The 22,470-nt window shown below is 63.7% G+C and carries 22 protein-coding genes (1 of these 22 cut by a window edge); 12 read left to right on the plus strand and 10 right to left on the minus strand.

The genetic code is table 11. The features are described 5' to 3' along the window. Positions 1-69: 69 nt before the first annotated feature. Positions 70-879: a sirohydrochlorin cobaltochelatase gene (locus HMPREF0326_RS14630; protein WP_008686015.1), complete on the plus strand. Its 810-nt coding sequence runs from the start codon at positions 70-72 to the stop codon at positions 877-879. Positions 880-1,094: 215 nt separating this feature from the next. Further along, the gene (locus HMPREF0326_RS14640; protein ID WP_020990712.1) at positions 1,095-1,949 is read left to right on the plus strand and encodes a hypothetical protein; all 855 of its coding nucleotides are present in this window, start codon (positions 1,095-1,097) and stop codon (positions 1,947-1,949) included. Between the two features lie 101 nt (positions 1,950-2,050). Here the strand turns inward: HMPREF0326_RS14640 and HMPREF0326_RS14645 are convergent, their stop codons facing one another. Genes HMPREF0326_RS14645 through mqnE form a run of 3 tightly spaced genes read right to left on the minus strand, consistent with a single transcriptional unit; the run spans position 2,051 to position 5,174 of the window. After that, the gene (locus HMPREF0326_RS14645) at positions 2,051-2,890 is read right to left on the minus strand and encodes a menaquinone biosynthetic enzyme MqnA/MqnD family protein (RefSeq protein ID WP_008686012.1); all 840 of its coding nucleotides are present in this window, start codon (positions 2,888-2,890) and stop codon (positions 2,051-2,053) included. Between the two features lie 2 nt (positions 2,891-2,892). After that, the gene (mqnC, locus tag HMPREF0326_RS14650) at positions 2,893-4,020 is read right to left on the minus strand and encodes a cyclic dehypoxanthinyl futalosine synthase (protein WP_008686011.1); all 1,128 of its coding nucleotides are present in this window, start codon (positions 4,018-4,020) and stop codon (positions 2,893-2,895) included. Beyond that, complete coding sequence (gene mqnE / locus HMPREF0326_RS14655; protein ID WP_008686010.1) at positions 4,017-5,174, minus strand: aminofutalosine synthase MqnE; 1,158 nt, start codon at positions 5,172-5,174, stop codon at positions 4,017-4,019. The genes mqnC and mqnE overlap by 4 nt, the downstream gene beginning before the upstream one ends. An 89-nt stretch (positions 5,175-5,263) precedes the next feature. Between mqnE and HMPREF0326_RS14660 the strand changes: the two genes are divergently transcribed. Together HMPREF0326_RS14660 and HMPREF0326_RS14665 are read left to right on the plus strand one after the other, a co-directional pair. Continuing rightward, positions 5,264-6,109 (plus strand): 1,4-dihydroxy-6-naphthoate synthase, encoded by an 846-nt coding sequence (locus HMPREF0326_RS14660; protein WP_020990713.1) that lies wholly within the window; start codon positions 5,264-5,266, stop codon positions 6,107-6,109. 472 nt (positions 6,110-6,581) lie between these two features. Then, a complete protein-coding gene (locus HMPREF0326_RS14665) occupies positions 6,582-8,012 on the plus strand; it encodes an MATE family efflux transporter (RefSeq protein ID WP_008686007.1) in 1,431 nt (476 codons plus the stop codon). A gap of 374 nt (positions 8,013-8,386) precedes the next feature. Here the strand turns inward: HMPREF0326_RS14665 and HMPREF0326_RS14670 are convergent, their stop codons facing one another. The 5 genes from HMPREF0326_RS14670 to HMPREF0326_RS14690 form a co-directional block, all read right to left on the minus strand. Continuing rightward, entirely contained in the window at positions 8,387-9,931 is a 1,545-nt protein-coding gene (locus HMPREF0326_RS14670; protein WP_020990714.1) for a response regulator, read from the minus strand. A 225-nt stretch (positions 9,932-10,156) separates the two neighbouring features. After that, positions 10,157-10,564, minus strand: coding sequence for a hypothetical protein (locus HMPREF0326_RS14675; protein ID WP_008686005.1), 408 nt, complete (start codon positions 10,562-10,564; stop codon positions 10,157-10,159). A 221-nt stretch (positions 10,565-10,785) separates the two neighbouring features. Beyond that, the gene (locus tag HMPREF0326_RS14680; RefSeq protein WP_008686004.1) at positions 10,786-11,403 is read right to left on the minus strand and encodes a bifunctional nuclease family protein; all 618 of its coding nucleotides are present in this window, start codon (positions 11,401-11,403) and stop codon (positions 10,786-10,788) included. Next, on the minus strand, positions 11,397-12,746 hold the full coding sequence (miaB, locus tag HMPREF0326_RS14685; protein ID WP_008686003.1) for a tRNA (N6-isopentenyl adenosine(37)-C2)-methylthiotransferase MiaB: 1,350 nt from the start codon (positions 12,744-12,746) through the stop codon (positions 11,397-11,399). Before miaB ends, HMPREF0326_RS14680 begins: the two co-directional genes overlap by 7 nt. Positions 12,747-13,120: 374 nt before the next feature. Then, positions 13,121-13,495, minus strand: a complete 375-nt coding sequence (locus tag HMPREF0326_RS14690; protein WP_008686002.1) for a hypothetical protein — start codon at positions 13,493-13,495, stop codon at positions 13,121-13,123. Between the two features lie 220 nt (positions 13,496-13,715). Here HMPREF0326_RS14690 and HMPREF0326_RS14695 point away from each other — a divergent pair, with 220 nt between their 5' ends. Continuing rightward, positions 13,716-14,294, plus strand: a complete 579-nt coding sequence (locus HMPREF0326_RS14695) for a hypothetical protein (protein ID WP_008686001.1) — start codon at positions 13,716-13,718, stop codon at positions 14,292-14,294. Positions 14,295-14,692: 398 nt separating this feature from the next. Here HMPREF0326_RS14695 and HMPREF0326_RS14700 read toward each other — a convergent pair whose 3' ends face one another. After that, complete coding sequence (locus HMPREF0326_RS14700; protein ID WP_008686000.1) at positions 14,693-14,971, minus strand: DUF5334 domain-containing protein; 279 nt, start codon at positions 14,969-14,971, stop codon at positions 14,693-14,695. A gap of 65 nt (positions 14,972-15,036) precedes the next feature. Here HMPREF0326_RS14700 and moaA point away from each other — a divergent pair, with 65 nt between their 5' ends. From moaA to HMPREF0326_RS14735, 7 genes are all read left to right on the plus strand, one after another. Continuing rightward, positions 15,037-16,050 (plus strand): GTP 3',8-cyclase MoaA, encoded by a 1,014-nt coding sequence (gene moaA / locus HMPREF0326_RS14705; protein ID WP_008685999.1) that lies wholly within the window; start codon positions 15,037-15,039, stop codon positions 16,048-16,050. Between the two features lie 5 nt (positions 16,051-16,055). Beyond that, entirely contained in the window at positions 16,056-16,469 is a 414-nt protein-coding gene (locus tag HMPREF0326_RS14710) for an EamA family transporter (RefSeq protein WP_008685998.1), read from the plus strand. Positions 16,470-16,781: 312 nt separating this feature from the next. After that, complete coding sequence (gene ruvA / locus HMPREF0326_RS14715) at positions 16,782-17,393, plus strand: Holliday junction branch migration protein RuvA (RefSeq protein ID WP_008685997.1); 612 nt, start codon at positions 16,782-16,784, stop codon at positions 17,391-17,393. A gap of 41 nt (positions 17,394-17,434) precedes the next feature. Further along, positions 17,435-18,409 carry a Holliday junction branch migration DNA helicase RuvB gene (ruvB, locus tag HMPREF0326_RS14720; protein WP_008685996.1) on the plus strand — a complete coding sequence of 325 codons (975 nt, stop codon included), beginning with the start codon at positions 17,435-17,437 and terminating at the stop codon, positions 18,407-18,409. A gap of 13 nt (positions 18,410-18,422) precedes the next feature. Next, positions 18,423-19,085 carry a YczE/YyaS/YitT family protein gene (locus tag HMPREF0326_RS14725; protein ID WP_147568308.1) on the plus strand — a complete coding sequence of 221 codons (663 nt, stop codon included), beginning with the start codon at positions 18,423-18,425 and terminating at the stop codon, positions 19,083-19,085. A gap of 156 nt (positions 19,086-19,241) precedes the next feature. Continuing rightward, a complete protein-coding gene (locus HMPREF0326_RS14730; protein WP_008685992.1) occupies positions 19,242-19,607 on the plus strand; it encodes an ACT domain-containing protein in 366 nt (121 codons plus the stop codon). A 77-nt stretch (positions 19,608-19,684) separates the two neighbouring features. Continuing rightward, on the plus strand, positions 19,685-20,914 hold the full coding sequence (locus HMPREF0326_RS14735) for a metallophosphoesterase (protein WP_020990716.1): 1,230 nt from the start codon (positions 19,685-19,687) through the stop codon (positions 20,912-20,914). Positions 20,915-20,989: 75 nt separating this feature from the next. On the opposite strand, the gene HMPREF0326_RS14740 is transcribed toward HMPREF0326_RS14735, so the two are convergent. Further along, positions 20,990-22,470, minus strand: the 3' portion of a protein-coding gene (locus tag HMPREF0326_RS14740) for a heavy metal translocating P-type ATPase (RefSeq protein ID WP_008685986.1). Its footprint extends 469 nt past the window's final position; the window shows 1,481 of its 1,950 coding nt (coding positions 470-1,950); its start codon lies beyond the right edge, outside the window; its stop codon occupies positions 20,990-20,992.

The following is a 22,470-nucleotide window of genomic DNA, read 5'->3' on the forward strand; positions in this document are numbered from 1 at the left end:
CGGCGGACGGCGCTGTTGCGGCATGAGTCGCCTTGCCTGACCCGGGCAAGTGACGTACAACACAGCGGTATGAAACGCGCAATTCTTCTGGTGGCTTTCGGCGCGAGCAGCGCCCAGGGCCAGAGCGCCCTGAAAAATTTTGACGCCCGCGTGCGTGCGCGTTTTCCGGGCCTGCCGGTGCGCTGGGCCTATACCTCGCTGTTGCTGCGCGAACGTCTGGCCAAAGCCAGGCAGAAAAGCGATTCCGTGCTCAAGGCCCTGCGGCGGCTGTGTTTTGAAAAATTTACCGAAGTGGCCGTGCAGCCGCTCCAGACCATTCCCGGGCGCGAGCATGCCGAGGTCTGCGCCGCCGTGGATGAGGTGGCCGCGCAAGAGGGCCTTGTCTGCCGGGTGGGCGCGCCTTTGCTGGCCGAGCCGGAGGATGTGGCCCAGGCGGCTCTGGCCCTGACGCGCCATCTGCCGCCGGAACGCGCGCCCGGAGAGGATGTGGTGCTCATGGGGCACGGAGCCCGGCACGCGGCTGTGGCCCGTTATGGGGACCTGGCACAGGCCGTGAGCGCCTTGGACCCGCGCGTGCATGTGGGCACCATGAACGGCGCGGTGGTGCTGGAAGATATTTTGCCCCGGCTTACGTCGGAACGGGTCTGGCTTATGCCCCTGCTTTCGGTGGTGGGCCGTCACGCCCTGCAGGACATGGCCGGGGAACAGGCGCAATCCTGGCGTTCGCGCATTGAGGCCGACGGCCGCCAATGTGTGCCGGTGCTCAAGGGCACGGCGGAATATGCCGGATTTGCCGAAATCTGGCTGCGCCATCTTGAGGACGCCGCGCGTTCTTTCGACGCGGCGGCAGACAACGGAGCAGCCGGATCTGAAGCGTGATCCGAAACAATTTCAAAGTGAAATTGCTCCGGCGACTGCGTGAGCAGACGGCCGCCGCGAGGCATAAGCGCAATTTATTTGCGCTGTTGAATGCCGAAGCGGGCGTCTTCAAAACTTTGAGATTGTACAATCTCAAAGTTAATCTGATCCGGAACCGCGCCCCGGCAGGGCCGGACGGCGCGTTTGTGTCATTTTCTTAAGCAAAGAGGTGAATCATGCGCGGACTTCTTGTGTCCACAGTGCTTCTGGGTTTGTTGCTGGCCGGTTGCGGCGCGGCCGGAACCGCCGCATCAGGCGATCCCGCCCCCGGCGCGGAAACGGAAACCGTCCTTGCGCCGGGAACGCCGGGCGGCGGGGCCAATGCCTTCAACCCGTATATGCATGACCGCCTGCCCAACACCCGCCTGATGTCTGCCGAAGCCTCGCAGATGCTCGGCAAGATGGGAGCGCACACCCAGAGCATCGAGGGCGAGGCCGCTTACCGCGGGCACTGGCGTCAGGAACTCTATCCCGTGGTTTTCGGCGATCCCAAGGCCCCTCATGAAGTCCTGGTCCTGCTCGATTTTTCCGCGCCCCAGAGCGAAAAGGTCTGGCATGCGGTGGTTGAGGCCAGCCGCTCTTTATCACCCAAGCAGTGTAAGATCGCCGTGTTCGGCAACAGCCGGGAAAATTACGGCACGGACCTGATGGGCCTTGCCATCTGGATTTCCTATTCCCGGCCAGGCCAGGCCATGCCCTACCTGAGCTACGCTCTTGAACGCTGGAACGCCGTCAAGGCGGCGCAAAAGCGTTCCGGCGGCGTGAAGCCCTTTACCAATGAATACGACGCCACGGCCACGGCCACGGACTATCCCATTCATTACGGGTACCTGTCCAAACTGCGCCCGCCCGTGCCCGCCAGGGATGAACTGGCGGTGGCCAAATACTGTTATAATGCGGGCAATGTGAACATGTACCAGACGGTTCAGCTCTGCCGCTATTACGGCGTCAAAAGCCTGCCCGCAGTGGTGGTGGACGGCAAGGTGCTGGGACAGGTCAGCGCCAAGGCCATTGTCGATGCCATGAAGTAGACGCCAAAAGCAAGACGACGGACGCGGAGACGCGGTCTGTACGACAAGAAGCCGGGACGCATATCAGCGCTCCCGGCTTCTTTGCCATGGCGGTCGCAATGTTACATGCTGAAAAAACGGAGGGGCGGCGCGGCGGGGATCATGTCCGCGGACGCGAGTTTTTTGTAAAAGAGTCGCAGGCCCTGCAATTCCTCTTCGCCCAGGCTGTAGACCAGGCCGTCGCGGTAATAGATGCGCAGTTCCTCGCGCGACAACGGGCAGCCCAGGCCGGTGAGATCCAGAATCACATCCATGTGGGACAGGCCCCAGTCCCGCCCCCGGCGCAGCAGGGCGCCGGGGTCGCTGCTGAACAGGCCCTGTTCCGCGGCTTCCCGGCTGACCACCCAGAGCCCGAAAATGAAGGGCAGGCCTGTCCAGTCACGCCAGGCTTCGGCCAGATCCAGACGGTAGGGATAGTCCGGATGGTTGCGCAGGCGCAGGGCTTCGTCGCCGATGGCCAGAAAGGCCGTGGGCGGGTTGTCCGAGCGCAGGGCCGGAGTGACCGGCCCGGTGGAAAAGCGCACGTCGAGCTTGTAGCGGTCGCGCATGAGCAAACGCAGCAGGGCCACGGAGGTGTGGCTTTCGCCGCTGATCAGAATCTCGTGCCCGTCCAGCTCTTCAACAGGCAGGCGCGAGAGCAGCAGCACGCTCATGACCGGGCCGCGCGAGCCGATGGAGAGATCCCCCACCAGATAGTAACGCTCGGGCCGCCGGGCATACTCGAAGCAGGAACAGGACGAGACGTGCAGTTCGCCCCGTGACATCATCTCGTTGAGCAGGGCGGGCGGCCCGGAGACCAGCTCGAAGTCGTGGGGCAGGATGCCCGCTTCCAGGGGATGATACACGGGCAGCACGTTCAGATAGCTGATGCGGCCCATGCGCAGGACGTGGGGGGTGCTCATGGTTAAACCTCGGGCTGGGGCCGCACAGGCGTGTAGTTCATGGTGCGCTGCACGGGCGTGAAGCCCGCCGCGCGGATGATTTTGTGGATTTCCCCGCGGCTCAGGCGGTAGGACACGCCCGCAGCGGCCACCACGTTCTCCTCGATCATCAGCGAGCCGAAATCATTGGCCCCGTAGAAGAGTGCCAGCTGCGCCACCTGCGGCCCCATGGTCACCCAGGAGGACTGGATATTGGGCACGTTGTCCAGCACCAGGCGCGAAACGGCCAGCAGCCGCAGATAGGCGGGCGCGGGCAGGGACGCGCAGTGGATGCGGGTGTGCGCGGGCTGGAAGGTCCAGGGGATGAAGGCCGTGAAGCCGTGGGTGCGGTCCTGGCTGGCGCGCACGGCAAAGAGGTGGTCCAGCCGGTGGGAGGGTTCCTCCTCATGGCCGAACATCATGGTGGCCGTGGTGCGCATGCCCAGTTTGTGGACTTCTTCCATGACCATCAGCCACTGGTCGGCCGTGCATTTGTTGGGCGAAACCCGCGCCCGCACCTCGTTATGCAGGATTTCCGCGCCGCCGCCGGGCAGGGAGTGCAGCCCGGCCGCCTTGAGGCGGCGGAGCACTTCAGGCACGGTCAGGCCGAATTTTTCGGACCAGAAAAAAATCTCCGGCGGCGAAAAGGCGTGAATGTGCAGTTCCGGCCAGGTTTCGCGCAGCCAGCGCAGCAGGTCTTCATACCATTCCAGAGGCAGATCCGGATGGTGCCCGCCCTGGAGCAAAATCTGGGTGCCGCCCAGGCGCAGGGTTTCCTCCACCTTTTCGGCCATTTCCTCCCGGCTGATGACATAGCCTTCGCCGCTTTCCGGGGGACGGAAAAAGGCGCAGAAACGGCAGCCGCAGACACAGACATTGGAATAGTTGATATTGCGGTCGCCCACATAGGTCACCACCGGCTCGGGGTGCAGGCGCAGGCGCATGGCGTGGGCCAGAGCGGCCAGGGTGTGCAGGCTGGCTTTGTAGTAGAGGGCTTCGGCGGCGGCGCGATCCAGGCGCTGACCGCCAGCGGCCAGCGCGGCCGCCTCGCGGACGTCCGCGAATTCGGGCGCGTTTTCCTCAAAAGGGCTGTGGGCGGGAGCGAAATTCATGAGCGCGCCTCCGCGTGGCTGCTTTTGCCGGGGGCGTCCGGCGACATGGTTTCAAAAACGGCGTTGCGCCGCACCGGCCTGAAGCCCGACTGGCGGATCATGTTTTCCAGCTCCGGGATGGTCAGCCCCTGGGCGGATTCGGCCCCGGCCATATGCCCGATGCGCTCCTCCACGATGGTGCCGTCCAGATCGTCGGCCCCGTACCAGAGCGCGGTCTGGGCCAGTTTGGGCCCCATCATGATCCAGTAGGCCTTGAGGTGCGGAATGTTGTCCAGCATCAGCCGGGACACGGCCACGGTGCGCAGCTGGTCCAGCCCGCGCTGGGGCCCCAGCCGGTCCTCGGGCAACTTGAGGCGGCTGTTTTCAGTGAGGAAGGGCAGTGGGATGAAACAGGTGAAGCCGCCGCTTTTGTCCTGCTGCTCGCGCAAACGGCAGAGATGGTCCACGCGCTGGGCGTGATTTTCCAGATGGCCGTAAAGCATGGTGCAGTTGGTCTTGATGCCCAGGCCGTGCGCCTCGCCGGAAATGCGCAGCCAGGCCTTGGCGTCGGCCTTGTGCGGGCAGATTTGCGGGCGAAGTTCCTCGTCGAAAATTTCCGCGCCGCCGCCGGGCATCATGACCAGACCGACGGCCTTGAGGCGCTGGAGCACTTCCAGGCTGCTGATGCCCTCCAGCCTGGCGAAATGCTCGATTTCCACGGGCGTGAAGGCCTTGAGCGGCAGATCGTGGTAGATCTCCCGCACCGTGCGCAGCACGTCCTCAAACCAGTCCAGGCGCAGTTTGGGATGACAGCCGCCCACGATGTGCAGTTCGTCCAGGTGCAGGGAGCCTTGCCGGGCCGCGCGCAGCCGCTCCAGGATATCCTCTTTGCTCAGGCGGAACGCGCCGGGCTCGCTGTCTTCGTCGCGGCGGAAGGCGCAGAATGTGCAGCCGTTGACGCAGACGTTGGTATAGTTGATCTGCCGGTTGACCACGTAAAAAGCCGCGTCGCCGTGCAGGCGGCGGCGCGCGTGCAGGGCCAGGGCCCCCACGGCGGTGATATCCGGACAGTTGAACAGGGCCAGGCCGTCGTCGAAACTCAGACGCTGGCCGGACAGCACTTTTTCATGGATGGACGAAAGGCCCAGTGCGGCGTAGTGTGCGGCGTCAAGCATGTGCAAGTCCTGTACGCTGGAGTGGCGGCCAAAACGGCCGTCGGCAAGACTAAGCCCGCCCGGCGTGCGCTGTCAATGTGAGGGAAAAAATGTCCGCCCCTATGTCTGAAACGCTCTCCCTGGGCCTTTCGCCCTGTCCCAATGACACTTTTATTTTCCATGCCCTGCTGCACGGCCTGGTGCCCGCGCCCGTGGCCTTCAGGCCGCATCTGGCCGATGTGGAGGAACTCAACGGCCTGGCCCGGCACAAGGAACTGGATGTGACCAAGATGTCTTTGGGCGCGGCCGCGCGGATCATGGACGATTACGCCCTGCTGGCTTCGGGCGCGGCCCTGGGCTGGGGCTGCGGCCCGCTGGTGGTGGCCCGCGAAGCGCTGCCGCCGGAAGCCTGGGCCACGGCGCGGGTGGCCGTGCCCGGCCTGCTGACCACGGCCAATCTGCTGCTCACCCTGCACGGCGGCTTTCAGGGGCCGCGCCGGGAAATGCTTTTCAGCGAGGTCATGCCCGCCGTGGCGCGCGGCGACGCGGACCTGGGCGTGATTATCCACGAGGGACGTTTCACCTATCAACGCATGGGCCTGACCAGGATTCTGGATCTGGGGGAATGGTGGGAAGGCGCGTTCCACGTGCCGTTGCCGCTGGGAGCCATCGCCGTGCGCCGTGACGTGCCCCCGGCAACGGCCAAAGCCGTGCAGACGGCCATAGCCGGGAGCCTGCGCTACGCCCGCGCCCATCCCGAGGCCTCGCGGGATTTTATCCGCTCCCACGCGCAGGAGCTGGACGACGCCGTGACCCGGGCCCATATCGAAACCTTTGTCACGGACTACAGCCTTGATCTAGGCGAGGCGGGCCGGAAAGCCATTGAGCTGCTGGTGGGCCGCGCCGCCGCCCTGGAAGGACGACGGATTCCCGACGAAGGGTTGTTTTTGCGTTAGGACCTGTTAACGGTATGTCTTTTTGCCCGCCTGCTGCGTCAGATTTTACCTGCTTTTTCGGTCGAGTACCAGATCGCTGCTGTCCTCATTCGTAAGCAGCTTCGCTGCAACGACGGAGTCAAGAGTACACTCCCTTAAAGCGGGTTTATCTTCCTTGCAGGCGAACAAAAATTCCATAGTGTTAACAACCCCAGAGGGCTTCTTCTGAGAGCGTCTTTTGCCTCTTGGGCCGTGCCTGAGAGTATTTGATACTTGAACTGTTCTGATCCGTCTTTTGGGAGACGGTCCCGGAATTTGTCCCGCAAAGCGCCTTCGGACAAACCGCCCCATCCGTATGGCCTGACAAGGCAATGCTCGTCATCGCCCTGTGGATCTCGCCCGATTTTTCACGGCAGGCGCGGACCGCGGCGCATTGCCGCCGACAGGCCGGAGCGCCGGCCGGAAAGTACACTTTATTTTTCAGAGGCCCCGCATGAGCCGACGCTTTTTTTCCTGGACCGAGGCCCGGCGTTTCTACGCCATCGGTCTGCCCATCTTTATCGCCCAGCTTTCCCAGGTGGGCATGAACTTCGCGGACACGGCCATGACCGGCCAAGCCAGCGCCGAGGATATGGCCGCCGTAGCCGTGGCCGGTTCCATCTGGGCGCCGCTTTCACTTTTGGGCCTGGGCAGCCTGTTCGCGCTGCCGCCCCTGACCGCCCAGATGGTGGGCGCGGGCGACCGCAACGGCGCGGCGCATCTGCTGCGCCAGGGCATCTGGCTCACCTGCGGCATCAGCGTGCTGTTCATGAGCCTGTTTTACGCCGTGTCCTGGCACATGGCCGCCTTCGGTCTGGAGCCGGAGCTGGCCCGCCTGGCCGGGGGCTATCTGCGGGCCATTCTCTGGGGCATGCCGGGCTTCATGCTTTTCGTCAACCAGCGCAGCTTCCTGGAGGGCTTTTCGCGCACGCGCCCGGCCATGATCATCGGCATGCTGGGCCTGACCTTCAACGTGCCCTGCAACTATGTGCTGATTTACGGCAAATTCGGCCTGCCCGCCCTGGGCGCGGTGGGCTGCGGCGTGGCCACGGCGCTCTGTTACTGGTTCATGGCCCTGGCCATGTTCTATTACCTGCGCCGCGACCCGCAGTATCGGGATCTGCACCCCATCTACGCGCCTCTGTTTTCCCGGAGCGCCGCGCGCCAAAGGGACGGTTCCGCCCCGGACTATCCGCGTTTCGACCCGGCCTTGATTCTTCGTATCCTGCGCATCGGCCTGCCCAGCGCTCTGGCCTTGTTCTTTGAAGTCTCGCTTTTTGCCGTGACAGCCATCCTGCTGGCCCCACTGGGCACGGTGGCCGTGGCCGGGCATCAGATCGCCACCAACTTCAGCACCCTGATGTTCATGTTTCCCCTTGCGCTGGGCATGACCGCCACCATCCGGGTGGGACACTGCCTGGGCGCGGACAAAATGGAGCAGGCCCGGGTGGCCGCGCGCACGGCCCTGGGCCTGAGCGTGCTGTTCGCTCTGGCTATCGCCGTCTGCACGGTGGCCTTCCGTTACGGCATTGTGCGGATTTACAACGATGATCCCGTGGTCACGGCCCTGGCCGCGCATCTTTTATTCTACGCGGCCTGCTATCAGGTGGTGGACGGCCTGCAAACCGTGGCTCTGGGCGTCCTGCGCGGCTATAACGACACGCGGATCATCAGCGTGATCTGCTTTCTGGCCTACTGGGTCATCGGCCTGCCCCTGGGCTTTACCCTGGCCCGCACAAACTGGATCGTTCCGGCCATGGGCCCTGCGGGTTTCTGGATCGCCTACATTACGGCGCTGAGCTTCGGGGCCTGCTGCTATCTCTGGCGGGTGCGTTTTCTGCACCATCTGGGGGATGCGGCCATTCGGGCGCGCGTGCGCCGTTAGGGGCTGTTTTTAAATTGTCCTTTCGGCCCTCTGCCTGCGTCAGGCTCGCCCCGTGCGAAGGCCGGATCTGTTTGAATATGTTCCCTCAGCCCAGGACTCGCCTTGCTTTAGCCCCAGGCGAGCTTGTGAGCCGTACGGATAAGGGCGGCAATTGGTTGCGCAAATGTGATCCGGGGAAATTGCTGTCGCTATCCGTAGCGGTGCTGTCTTGATCCGTAGCAGTGCTGTCCTTATCTGTACGCCGCCCTGCGGCTACAGCTAAGGCAACACGGTTTCGCCGTGAATGGCTCAAGCAAGCCTTCGGCGCGGCAACGGCTTGCGCCCTTGGCGGAGAACGAAAATCCCGATTTAGAAATAGCCCCTGGAGTTGAGCTTTACTTCTTGTCGCGGCGGGCCAGCTTCCAGGTCAGCTTCATGACCGAAAGGAATTCATTGAGTCTGGGGCGGCCCGTGAAGAGCCCGCTGGTGGCCTCGGCTTCACTGAGGGGAGACAGAATCCCGGCCTGATCCGGCGAACCGGAACGGTTCGCGCCGCGTCCGTTCGCTCCTGCTCCGGGCCGGTCGCCGCCGGGCGGCGGAAGTTCGTCCAGGCCCAGATCCAGGGCGGGGCGGGAAGCGCCTTCCTCCGGCGGCATGACGCTGGTGGCAATAATCCGGCTGGTGCGCGCCCGGCCCGCTGCCGGAGATTTGGGCGCCGCCTGTTCCGGAGTCTCTGTTTCCGGCGTCTCCACCTGTGCCTCGGTTGCCGGTTTTGTTTCGCTTTCCGCCGTGGCTTCCGGAGCGGGCGCGGCTTCTGTTTCCTCCGCGTCTTCCTTCTGCCCGGCCAGCAGGCGCGACACTTTCCACTGCCGTTCCGCCGCGGCCTGGCGGCGGCGGTTTTCCTGCTCGCGGACCAAGGCTTCCAGGCTGTCGCGAATGTCGTCGCTCAGGCGGTTGCCCCGCGCGCCCATGGCGCGCCCCAGACTGGCCTCCAGATCCCGCAGCATGCGCTCGGGCTCGTCTGCGGCCAGGCAGGTCTGGGCGATCTTGTCGCAGACTTGGGCCTTGGGCGTCACTTCGAAACCCTGGGCCAGGGTGTCGGCGGCCTCGTCGTACAGGCCCTGGCGCATGAGCTGCCGGGCTTGGCTGAGGAAGGGGCTTTTGGCCGTGGGATCTTCCTGGAGCAGGCGGGCGTAAGCGGCGCGGGCGCGGTGCCAGCGCCGGGCGCGCACGAAAGTGGCGGCCGCCTTGGCCAGCCAGGCGCGGAAGCGCGAAAGGTCGCCCTTGCCTTTCCAGGCCACGGCCATGCCCAGCTCCGCCTCGCCCTTGATCTGGGCGTTGCGCAAAGCCCGTTGAAAGGCATTGATGGCGTTGTTCCAGCGGTTTTGCTGGAGGCACTGCATGCCCACGCGGAAATAATCCTCGGGCTGGCGTACGGGCTTGAGCAGTATGCCGTAGGTCGCCACGGCCGCGTCAAAGGCCTTGGTGTCGGTATAGCGCGCGGCTTGCTGCAATTGCGTCAGGCGGGGCTGAGAGGCGGCGAGCGTGACCAGCTGCTCTTTGAGCGAAGTCACCGAATAGGGCCTGCCCAACAGCGCGCTGGCGCCGCAGCCCAGGGTTCTGAGCTGCTCCACTTCGCTGTCGTTGGGCAGGATCAGCAGGATGGGCAGGGCCAGCAGGCGGGGATGCAGACGCAGAATGGCGCAGAATTGTTCACCGTCCATATCCGCCAGTTTTTGACCGCAGACGATGATGTCCGGCTGGAAGCCCTGGCTGTCCGTGGCCAGGCCCGCCAGAATGCGGGCCGCCTGGATGCCCGAGGTCATGACCCGGATCCGGGCCACGCCCGCGTCGCGCAGGGCGCGTCTGTCCAGAGCGGCGAGAGCCTCGCTTTCGCTGAGCAGAAGAACGCCGGGCAGGCTGCTGTTTCGGCTGGTCATGGGGTCTTCCTTGCATACACGAAAGGCCACGGCGCCACATCGGCCGCCGTGGCCTTTACCTTATAGTATAGCCGCTTTTGTCGTCCGGCAAGTGCCGGACCCGGCTTTTTCGCCGCCTGTTCTCGCGGGGCTTCGGCTCCGCAAGTTTGTCTACGGCTTCTTGCCGCGAAACGCGGATAAACCGGCTTTGCTCGCCGCAAACGAGCACTTCAAGCGTTACATGCTCTATCTGGCGAAGGGAAGTATTCGGGCCTGGCGGCCGGTAAAAGGCTCGCCAACTTCGGCCATGATATTGATGCGGCTCTTGTAATCGGCATTGCAGTAGGGGCAGCTCAAGCCTTTTCTCTGTTTTTCCAGGCGTATCAGACCGCCTTCGCTTTCATAACAGTGCGGGCAGAACGGTCCCTGTTTAACCCCGGCGGTGCGCAACCAGTAAAAACCGTTTTCCTCATAGAGATTTTGGGAGAGGTAGAGAATATCCTCAAGGGTTTGCAGCCGGATTTTGAGCATGCTCATTTCATCGCGCAGGGCGATGCAGCGCGACTGCATTTCCATGAGCAGGCGGCGGGCTTTTTCCGGCTGGCCGGAGGCGAAGAGGTCGTTGATTTCTTTAAAACGGCGGTAATCCAACATAGTTTTTTCCATCCGTGGTATGCCCTGCCTATCGGAATATAAGGGTAAAATCTTTAGGGACGGCTATGGGACGGGAGTCTGATAAGTCTAAAATAAATAATTATATCAATATATTAATATTTGAAATTTTCTAGAAAAAAACTAGTATTGGTGGGGTAAGGGCATATGGCGCGGCCTGGCGAGCCGGAAAGGGCGCGCGGAAAGCGGCGGAGGGGGCGGCCTTACATTTTACGGCGGGAAACAGGGTCCAGGGAGCGCAGAAGGTCGCGGAATTTCTGGTCCTCTGTAGTGTCATCCTCTCCGGGCAGGCTGCCGTGGCGGCTCAACAGGCCGTTGAGCATGTCCACCTCTTTGCGCGCGCCGGCCTTGCGCACCATGTCCGTGGCCGCGTCGGCGGGCTGGACCGGCGGGCTCTCCTCGCGCAGGCGCTCTTCAGCTTTGCTCTGGGCTTCAGCCGAGCGGCGCAGCACATCCGGATTGACCAGGATGGACGCGCCCGCCCGCAGGGCCAGGGCAATGGCGTCCGAGGGGCGGCAGTCCACGCGCACCCGGCCTTCAGGGCCGCGCAGCACCAGCAGGGCGTAGTAGACGCCGTCCTTCAGGTCTGTGATTTCCACGTTGACCAACTCGGCCTTGAGCGCGCTGATGCTCATCAGCAGCAGGTCGTGGGTCAGGGGGCGGGGCAGGCGCTCATTGTTGAGCACCAGGGAAACGGCCATGGCCTCCATGGCTCCCACCCAGATGGGCAGCACCACATCTCCGTCCATCTCCCGCAGGATGACGATGGGCGTTTTGGTCTGGGGATCAATGGTCAGGCCGAATACGCGCATTTCTACCATATATCACCCGCCCGTCGGGCCATGAGGCTGTGCTTCTTGGCTTCAATGATGCGCACCGGCACCATGCGCCCGGTATGGTCCGCCTCCGGCGGCAGGGCCACATGGACCAACGCGCCGTAGGGATCGCGCCCCTGCCAGCTGCTTTCCCCGTCCGGGCCATCCTTGCGGCTTCTGCCCTCGATGAGCAGGCAGGTTTCCCGGTCCACGCGTGCGTCCAGCCAGCGCTGGCTGAGCCGATCCTGCAGGGCCTGAAGGCGCAGCAGACGCTCCTGCTGGACTTCAGGCGGAATTTTGTCCGGGAAAAGCGCGGCCCGCGCACCGGGGCGGTCCGAGTAACAGAAGGAAAAGCTGGACATGAAGCCGCAGGCTTCCATCATCTCCAGAGTCGCCTGAAAATCTTCCTCGCTCTCGCCGGGAAAGCCCACAATCAGATCCGTGGAAAGAGCCAGATCCGGTCGGGCTTTGCGCAGGCTGTCCACCAGTTCCAGAAAGCCGCGCCGGTCGTATCTGCGCCGCATGCGCGTGAGTACCGCGTCGGAACCGGCCTGGAGGGGCAGGTGCAGACGCGGGCAGAGCGGGGCCAGTTCCGCGAAGGCGGCCACGTCCTCCAGACCCATGTCCTTGGGGTGCGGAGTCACGAAGCGCAGGCGTTCCAGGCCGGGCAGGGCGGCCACTTGGGCCAGCAGTTGAGCGAAGCTCACGCCGTCGCCGCTCTTGTCGTGCCCGAAGGCGTTGACGTTCTGGCCAAGCAGGGTGATTTCGCGCGCGCCCTGGTCCAGGCGGGTCCGGCATTCGTCCAGAATGGCCGGGGTGGCGCGTGATTTCTGGCGGCCTCGGGTGAAGGGCACGATGCAGTAGGCGCAGAAATTGTCGCAGCCCTGCATGATGTTCACGTAGGCCACCGGGCCGGAGGGGCCGTCCGCGCCTGGCTCGCGCTCCACGTAATGGCTGGTGAAGTCCAGCAGGGAAAGGCGCAGATCCGGTTCGGCCAGCAGGCGCTCAATGGCCGCGGGCGCGCCGCTGATGCCGTCGCTGCCCGCCACTAGGCGCACCTGGCTTTCACGTTCGAAAAAGGCCGTGCCCAGTTGCTGGGCCACGCAGCCGGCCACGGCCACCAGCACGCCGGAATTGCCGCCCGTGACCTGGCGTATCCGCCCCAGCGCGCTCATGACCTTTTGTTCCGGTTTTTCGCGCACCGAGCAGGTATTGACCACCACCACCCCGGCCTCTTCCAGCGGCGCTTCCGTGAAACCGCGCGCCGTGAGGGCGCGCGCGAGCCACAGGGAGTCGTGCACGTTCATCTGGCAGCCGAAGGTGATGATATGGAAACTTTTTTCAGTCATGGTCGCACGTTTGCCAGGGGCTGTTTCTAAATCAGGATTTTTGTTCTCTGCCAAGGGCGCTGGCCGCTACCGCGTCGGCGGCTTGCCTGAGCCGTTCACGGCGAAGCCGTATTGCCTTAGCTGTAGCCGCAGGGCGGCGTACAGATAAGGACAGCACTGCTACGGATCAAGACAGCATCACTACGGATAGCGACTGCAATTTCCCCGGATCACATTTTGCGTAACCAATTGCCGCCGTTATCCGTACGGCTCACAAGTTCGCCTGCGGCTAAAGCAAGGCGAGTCCTGGGCTGAGGGAGCATATTCAAACCCGACCGTCGCACGGGGCGAGCCTGACGCAGACAGGGGGCGAAAGGACAGTTTAGAAACAGCCCCTACTGTTCAATGCCCGAGTCCGTATCGTACATGTCCGGCGGCCCTTCCTCTTCCAGGGCGGCCACCCGGTCTTCCAGCCATTCCAGAACGGCGCGGGCCGTGTGGTAATTAAGCAGCACGCGGCTGTGGATATGGCGGGTGACCCCGCGCTGCTCGTCATCCTCGGGCGTGATTTCGTGGCCGATGGAGCCGTCCGGAGCGATCAGCCGCTCGGAATAGGCGGGCAGACAGTCGCTCTCATGGTAGAAATTCATCTCGATTTCGCCCTGGGGGTTGATCCCCCCCCAGACGCCGTGGGCTGTCTGCAGGCGGGCTTCGGGCGCCATTTCATATTTGTAGCGGATTTTGGAGGGCGGAGCATCGTTTTTGTTCATGGAAGTTCCTTTTGATGAAAGGTCGCCGGAATACATGCGCCCCATAAATACGCAAGGCGCGTGGGGAAGTAAAGCCGACGCGCCCCGGCGGATTGTCCGCGCCCGCGCTCTTGACGATGCCCGTCCCTTGGTTACAATAGCGTGAGAGGGCGTGCCCGCAGTCAGCCGCTTCCGGCACGCTTCGCACTCCAATCCTGTCCTCTTTTTTTAAGGAGATCCTGTGAGCGAGACCAGCATTGCCGAGCGTCAGATCCAGCCGTATTTCGACATGGAAGCCTTCATGAACATGAGCCGGGAAACGCGCTTGGGCGGAGCCGTTCTGGAACGACTTGTGAAGCTCTGGGGAGAATGGCTGCCGGAGCTGAAGGCGTACGAAGTGGGCACGGGCAAGATTTCCTATCTGGCGATCTGGCTGCCGGAGAGCGTGGAACAAGCCGTGGATGAAGCCTGGGGCAAATCCCCGTCCGACGGCTTTCTGATCAATAACCTGGCCCAGTTTTTGTGCATGGCCGCCGTGCAGGAACTCTTGCCCGAGGTGGAGGACGGGGGCTGCGCGCCGTCGCCGCGTCCCACGTCGGCGCTGCGCGAGGTCCTGGCCGGTCTGGGGCTGCCCTACAAGAGTGAGGAATCATCCCTGCTCAGCCGCCGCTACGCGGTGGTGACCCATTTCCCCTTCCGGGGCGGCTGTGAGATCTGCCACATGCAGAGCCACTGCCCCAAGGGCCAGGGGCAGACCGAAAGCGCCGGCATACTGCTGCCGGGCTATGAGCGGGAAGAAGAGGAAGAAGGGAAAAGCTAGAGCAACTTCAATGTGGAATTGCTCTAGCGCCGCACACGGCGCGGCGCGAAGACCGACCCGACGGGCGGCCCGTAGGGCCGTGCCTGTAGCCCAAAGGGCATACAGGCATCAAGAGCAACGCGGCGTGGATTCCGGCGAAGCGACCGAAGGCATCCCGAAGGGCTTCCCCGTTGGCGACAACAGAGTCATACGGGGATCGACAGCAACTATAACCGCGTTTTTCGCCAGAATGCCAACGTTGGAATGCTCTTAAGGACGCGCTGATTAATGAAGATGTTTGTTCTCTGCCAAGGACGGGGAACTCCGGGCGCAGGGCGTATATTCAAAACATATTCAACCTTCGCACGGAGTGGGCCGGACGCAGGCAGAGGGCAAAAAGGCCGTTACTCAGTGTTTCCCTAACGGCCTTCCATGACCAGGGTGCGCTTGAGCCCCTTGGGCGTGCGCACCACCACCTCCACCGTGCGGGCGTTGCGGGTCACGGTTTCCACAAGGCAGGTCTGGCTGGTGTCGGTATCGTAGTTGCGGACGTCCACTGTGTCGCCCTGGGAGGGCAGCCTGTCGGGCGTGATTTCCACAAGGTCGGTGGTGGCGGCGTCAAAACCGTCCCAGGCCAGAACCGTCAGCGGCACAACCAGGCAGCCCGCGATGGCCGCCCAAAGCAGCAGGTGTTTCATGCAGGCAGATGTAAATCCATTTCGCGTTCTTGGCAACTGGCCACTTCCGGGCGGCGGGGAGGCTTATGCGCGCCTTGCATGACGGCCACGGCCGCAGCGTGCGATATCTGCGCCTTTCAGTGACGGACCGCTGCAATCTGCGCTGCCTGTACTGCCGCAGCAACGCCAAACAGCGCTGCATTCCCCATGAGCAGGTCCTGCGCTATGAGGAAATGGCGCGCATGGTGGGCATCGCCGCTTCCCTGGGCATCGGCAAGGTGCGCCTGACCGGCGGGGAGCCTTTTGCCCGCAAGGGGTGCGGCCAGTTCCTGGCTATGCTGCACGCGCGTTTTCCGGACATGGATCTGCGCGTGACCACCAACGGCACCCTGCTGGAGCCGCATATTCCCCTGTTGAGGCGGATAGGCGTGAGCGCGGTCAACCTTTCCCTGGACAGTTTTGACCGCGAAACCTTCGCGCGGGTCACGGGCCGGGACCTGTTACCCCCGGTATTGGCCGCGCTGGATGGCCTGCTGGCCGCGGGCGTGCGGGTGAAAATCAATGTGGTGGCCATGCGGGGCGTCAACGACGGGCAGATGGACGATTTTGTGCACGCGGCCCGGACCATGCCCCTGGATCTGCGCTTCATCGAATTCATGCCCATGGGCAGCGGCACGCTCTGGAGCCCGGAAAATTTCTGGTCCGCCGACGACATCCGGGAGGAAGCCGCGCGCCGCGCGCGCCTGATTCCTGTATCCCCCGACGAGCCCGGCGCGGAGGCCGAATCCGGCCCGGCCCGCATGTACCGCATTGAGGGCGGCCAAGGGCGGCTGGGCTTTATTTCGCCCCTGACCAATCATTTCTGTCTGACCTGCAACCGCCTGCGCCTGACCAGTGAGGGGGCATTGCGCACCTGTCTGTTCGCGGACAAGGAATACCGTTTGCGCGGCCTGCTGCGCCATCCCCGGATCACGGACGAGATCCTGGCGGGAGTGATCCGCCGGGCCTGCGCGGACAAGCCCGTGGGCGCGGATCTGCTGCGCGCGCGGCGCGCGGGCGCGGCTGTGGCGGACAGGCAGATGGTGGGCATCGGAGGCTGACGCCCATGTGGAGTGTCTATGCCGTTGGCGCCGCCTTCTTCGCGGCCCTGACCGCCATTTTTGCCAAACTCGGCGTCGGAAATGTGGATTCCAACCTGGCTACGGCCATCAGAACCAGTTTCATCCTGGTGCTGACCTGGGGTATTGTGCTCTGTACCGGCGCGGCCAGAGGCCTCAGAAGCCTTGACGGCCACACGCTGTTTTTTCTGCTGCTTTCGGCCCTGGCAACGGGGCTTTCCTGGCTGTGTTATTTCAAGGCCATGCAGCTGGGCGACGTTTCCAGGGTCGCGCCCGTGGACAAGCTCAGCGTCCCCCTGGCCATGATACTGGCGATGGTCTTTCTGCACGAGCCCGTCAGCCTGAAGGTTATTGCGGGCGGTCTGCTGATCACCGCGGGCTCCTTGTTGCTTCTGTTCTGAGCCCACCTCCGCCGCCCGTGGAATCCGGGGCCGGAAACGGGAGCTCTGTGCAGGGGACTTGCCAAAACCATTGTTTTGCATTCATTTAATGCGGTCCCCACGCCCGCATTGCGGCCGCGCTTCTTAGAGCAATTTCACTTTGAAATTGCTCTGCTGACGCGAAGGCGGAGCCGCCACGAAGTGGCGTGGATTCTGGCGAAAACCACGTTTTTCGCCAGAATGCCAACTTTGAACTTTGTAAAATTTCAAAGTTAATCTGCTCTGGGGGCGCGCGGCTTTTGCCGTGAGGTGGGACCTTAATCCGAGAGTTGTATGATCGCCTATCTTGAAGGACGCCTGGCCGAAACCTGGGGCAATGCCTGCCTCATCGTCACTGAAGGGGGCGTGGGCTATGAAGTGGCCCTGCCCGCCCATACGCTGGCGGCCCTGCCCGACCGGGGCGAACAGCTGGCCCTGTACACGAGCCTTGCCGTGCGCGAGGACGCCCTGGAGCTGTTCGGCTTCGCCAGTTTTGAGGAACGCCAGACCTTTGAGGTGCTGGTGTCCATTTCCAAGGTGGGGGCGCGCACGGCCCTGGCCATCCTGTCCATTTTCCGGCCCGACGATCTGCGCCGTCTGGTGCTGGAGGACGACGTGCTGGCCCTCACGCGCGTGTCGGGGATCGGCAAGAAGACGGCCCAGCATGTTTTTCTGGAGCTCAAGTACAAGCTCAAGGTTGAGGATGTGCCCCAGGCCGCCGTGCTGGCCGCCTCCGGGCGGCCCGGCTCGGTCTTCCGGGATGTGCTTGATGGCCTTGCCAATCTTGGCTATGCCGAAGAGGAATGCGCGCCTCTGGTCAAAAAGATCCTGCATGAAGAGCCGGATCTGGATGTGACCGGCGCGCTCAGGGCCGCGCTCAAGGCGCTGGCCAAGGGGAGATCGTGATGGCGGAATGGGATGGGACGCCGCCGGGGCCGGAGTACGGCATGAGCGCCCCGGACTCCGGAGCGGGTCTGGACGAGAGCGTCAGGCCGCGCAGTCTGGACGATTTCATCGGCCAGGATGAATTGCGCGCCAACCTGCGCGTCTATCTGGACGCCGCGCGGGAGCGGGGCAAGGCCTTGGACCATACCCTGTTTTACGGCAATCCTGGCTTGGGCAAGACCACGCTGGCCCAGATCATGGCTTCCGAACTGGGCGTCAATCTGGTCTGCACCTCCGGGCCGGTGCTGGAACGCAGCGGCGATCTGGCGGCCATTCTGACCAATCTCGGCCGCCACGACATCTTGTTTGTGGATGAAATCCACCGCATGCCCATTGCCGTGGAGGAAGTGCTCTACCCGGCCATGGAGGATTTCAAGCTGGACCTGGTCATCGGCCAGGGCCCGGCGGCCCGCACGGTGAAGATCGACCTGGAACCCTTTACCCTGGTGGGGGCCACCACGCGCATGGGACTGATTTCCTCGCCCCTGCGGGACCGTTTCGGCATTGTGGCCCGACTGGAGTACTACAGCCCCACGGATCTGGCCCGGGTGGTGAGGCGCACGGCGCGCATTCTGGGCGTGGAAGTGACCCCGGATGGCGCGGAGGAGATCGGCCGCCGTTCGCGCGGCACGCCGCGTATCGCCAACCGCCTGCTGCGCCGGGTACGGGATTTCGCCCTGATTCGCGGCAACGGGCAGGTCACGGGCGGGGAGGCCTCGGCGGCCCTCAAGCGCATGGACGTGGACGAGCACGGCCTGGACCAGATGGACCGCAAGCTCCTGGAAGTGCTGATCACCCACTATGACGGCGGGCCCGTGGGCATTAAAACCCTGGCTGTGGCCTGCTCCGAGGAAGTGCGGACCATTGAGGACATTTATGAGCCCTATCTGATTCAGTGCGGCTTTCTCAAGCGCACCCCGCGCGGCCGCATGGCCACAGCCAGGGCTTATAAGCATTTGAAGCTGCTGCTTTCCTGAAAGACTGGCCTTTATGAAGAAAAAAGAATTCGTTCGACGTTACATGGGTTTTTGCTTTGCATCTTTTGTCATGGCCCTGGGCATCGCCCTGGTTACCAATTCAAATCTGGGCACTACACCCATCACCAGCCTGCCGTATGCCCTGGGGGCCATTTTCACGCTCAGCCTGGGCACGGCCACCTTTCTGCTCAACCTGCTGTTCGTGGCTTTGCAGAAGGTCCTGCTCCGGAAGGAATTCTCCCCGGCCCATCTCCTGCAACTACCGGCGGTGCTGCTGTTCAGCGTGTTCATCGACATCTGCATGTGGTTGACCAGACCTCTGGTCACCGATGTCTACCCCCTGCAGATTCTGCTCTGCCTGACCGGCTGCGGCGTGCTGGGCCTGGGCATCAGCCTGGAGATCGTCAGCAATGCCACAGTGCAGCCCGGTGAGGGCATCGTCATCGCCATTGCCTACCGCGCCCGTAAAATTTTCGGCAACATCAAGGTGCTCTTTGACCTTTCCCTGGTTGCCCTGGCCGCCGGTCTGTCCTTTGCCGTACTGCACAATGTGGTGGGGCTGCGCGAGGGCACGGTGATCGCCGCCGTGCTGACCGGCTTCTGCGTGCGCTTCTTTTCCCGCTGGACCCGGCATCTGACGCCTTTTTTCCACTGCCGGAAACTGATCCGGCACTAGAGGCTGTTTCTGGAGCATTTTGCGCTTGAAGTTATCGCTTAACGGCGAAGTGAATTCACCTTGCGATAATTTCGCGGTGCGGGTTTTCACGAAAAATCCGCACAGAGCGTTAAGATATTTTTAATATCAAAACGCTCTAAACAGACGGGAGTCGGGATGATCATCAAGGTTCTGGACGGGGATTTTTCCGTCTGCCAACTCGGCGGCCCGGAAGGCATTTCCTTTGCGGACGATTTCCTTTTTCTGGGCAAGACGGATCAGGAACTTTCCCTGGTCTGCCGGAGCGAAACAGCACCGGACAATGCCCTGGCCCGTGAGGACGGCTGGAAAGCCTTCCGCATCGAGGGGGCGCTGGATTTCTCTCTGGTGGGCGTGTTGGCGGAACTGGCCGGATTGCTGGCGCGTCGCGGCATCAGCATTTTTGCCGTGTCCACCTATGCCACGGATTACATCCTGGTGAAGCGGGAGAAATTCTCCGAAGCTCTGGCCGCCCTGGAACAAGCTGGCCACGGGTTGGTTTGAACGTGTTGCTGTTCCCAGCCTCCGGCCGGACCCTAATCCACCTCTGATCCTGCCCCCGCCGAGGAGGCCGCACTGTGATGCTCTATCTGCCTGCCGCATTGCTTTTCCTATATCTTTTTTTCCGGCTGGTGCTGCCGTCGGGCCTGAGCCGCGTGGGTAAGGCTGCGGCGGCAGTCGCGCTTTTTCTCGCTTCGCAGGAGCATCTTTTGAACGGTCTCTTTTTCGGGGGACTGTCCGCGCCCGATCTGCCGGCGTGGGTGCTGATGCTCCAGGGCTGGCTGTTTACCAGCCTGCTTTTTCTCTTCGTGCTGGTGCTGGTCCGGGATGTTTTCTGCCTGGGCGTCCGGCTCGTGCGTCTAGCGAGGCGCGCCTTGTGGCGGGACAAACGGCAAGGCCCCGCTTTTTCCGTCGGCAGAAGGCGTTTTCTGACTTCGGGCCTGGCCGCCGCTCCGGCTTCCGTTCTGGGTCGCGCTTCTCTGGCCGGGCTGGTTTTGGCCCCTACGGCCTACGGGGTCTATGAAGCCGTGGCCGTTCCCCAGGTCCGCCAAAGGGAAGTCGTCCTGCCCCGTTTGCCCGAAGCTCTGGACGGCCTCAGGCTGGCGCAGATCAGTGATTTGCATATGAGCCCGCTGCTGGGCAAGGATTGGGTCAGGGCCGTGGTGGACAGGGTCAACGCCCAGGCTGCGGATGTGGTGGTTCTGACCGGCGACATCGTGGACGGGTTGCCCGCGGCGCGCGCGGAGAGCGCGGCCGAGCTCCGCCGGTTGCGCGCCCGGCACGGCGTGCTGGCCTGCGCGGGCAACCATGAGTATTACAGTGGATTCAAAGCCTGGACGGAGATTTTTTCCGATTTGGGCATCACCATGCTGTTGAACGGCCATCAGGTGCTTGGCATACGCGGCCGGGAGCTGGTGCTGGCCGGCGTCACCGACCCGGTGGCCGCCCGCTTCGGCCTGCCCGAACCGGACCTGGCTACGGCCCTGGCCGGGGCGCCGGACAGGACGGCGCGCATTCTGCTTGACCACAGGCCGGGCAATGCCCCGCGCAACGCCCGGCAAGATGTGGATTTGCAGCTCTCCGGCCATACCCACGGCGGTCACGCGCCGGGCTTGAGCGCCCTGGTGGCCCTGTTTAATCATGGGTATGTGCGGGGTTGGTACCGGGTTGAGGGCATGCCTCTGTATGTCAGTTCCGGCGCGGGGCTCTGGAACGGCTTTCCCCTGCGCGTGGAGGTGCCCTCGGAAATCGCGCTTATCACGCTGCGGCGCGGTCCGGCCGGGGCCGCCCCAGCGGGGAGCCGGATGTGAGGCCGGATATGAAGAAAGGGCGGGGACCAAAACCCCCGCCCTTTTCCACGCAAACCGTCACGGCCGTGGCCGCGCTCAGATCCGCCCGGCGCGGGAAGCGTTGAGCACGGCCAGCAGAGCCACGCCCACATCCGCGAAGACCGCTTCCCACAGGCCGGAAAGGCCCACAATGCCGAGTCCCATGAACAGGCCCTTGATGCCCAGGGCCAGGACGATGTTTTCCCAGACAATGCGCCGGGTACGCCGGGCGATGCGCAGCAGTTCCGGCAGGCGCTGGGGATTGTCATCCAGAATGACCACGTCCGCGGTTTCAATGGCCGCTTCCGAACCCAGGCCGCCCATGGCCACGCCCACTCCGGCGGTGGCCAGCACGGGCGCGTCGTTGATGCCGTCGCCCACCATCAGGGTCTGGCGCGTGGGGCCCAGGGCTTCCAGGGCGCTGGCCTTGTCCTCGGGCAGCAGGTCGGCCTTGAGCACATCCAGTCCCAGTTCCTTGGCAACGGGCCTGGCCTGGCTCTGGCGGTCGCCGGTGAGCATTGCCAGCACATCCACGCCCAGGCGGCGCAGGGCTTCCAGCGCGCCGGGAGCCTGCGGCTTGATCCGGTCTGAAACCACCAGCGCGCCCAGCGCGCGGCCGTCGCGGGCCACCTGCACCACGCTGCCGGGCATGTCCACGGGCAGCGGCGTAATATTGCGGGCCTCCAGCAGAGCCGCGTTGCCCGCCAATACTTGCGCGCCGTCGGCCGTCACTTCCACGCCCTTGCCCGGAATTTCGCGCATGGCGCTGACGGCGGCGTCCTTTTCCATGCCCAGGCCCGCCGCCAGGGCCGCGCGCAGCACGGAGCGGGCGATGGGGTGATTGGAACGGCTTTCGGCCAGGGCCGCGACGGACAGCAGTTCCTCGCGGCTGACGCCGGGCATGGGCAGTACGGCATTGACCTCGAACACTCCCTCGGTGAGAGTGCCGGTCTTGTCAAAGGCGGCCACGCGGATGTCGCGCAGATTGTCCAGCACCGCGCCGCCCTTGATCAGGATGCCCCGGCGCGAAGCCGCGCCGATGCCGCCGAAGTAACCCAGCGGAATGGAAATGAGCAGGGCGCAGGGGCAGGAAATGACCAGCAGCACCAGGGCGCGGTAAATCCACTCCTGAAAGCTCCCCAGGCCGAAGAGCGGCGGCAACACGGCCACCAGCAGGGCCAGGCCGCTCACCGCCGGAGTGTACCAGCGTGCCAGGCGGGTGATGAAGCGCTCGGTGGGGGCCTTGCGGGCCGCCGCGTTTTCCACCATTTCCAGAATGCGGGCAATGGAGGATTCCGCAAAGGGAGCCGTGACTTCCACGGTCAGCGCGCCGTTGAGGTTGATGGTCCCGGCATGGACCTGTCCGCCGGGGGAGAGGCGCACGGGCACGGACTCACCGGTCAGGGGCGAGGCGTCCACCTGGGATTCGCCTTCCAGCACCGTGCCGTCCAGGGGAATTTTTTCGCCGGGCCGGACCAGAATGCGGCTGCCCGGTCCCAGGTCTTCGGGGCTCACGTCATGTGTGGCGCCGTCGTCCA

The organism is Desulfovibrio sp. 3_1_syn3 (assembly GCF_000145315.2).
GTDB classification, from domain to species: domain Bacteria; phylum Desulfobacterota; class Desulfovibrionia; order Desulfovibrionales; family Desulfovibrionaceae; genus Desulfovibrio; species Desulfovibrio fairfieldensis.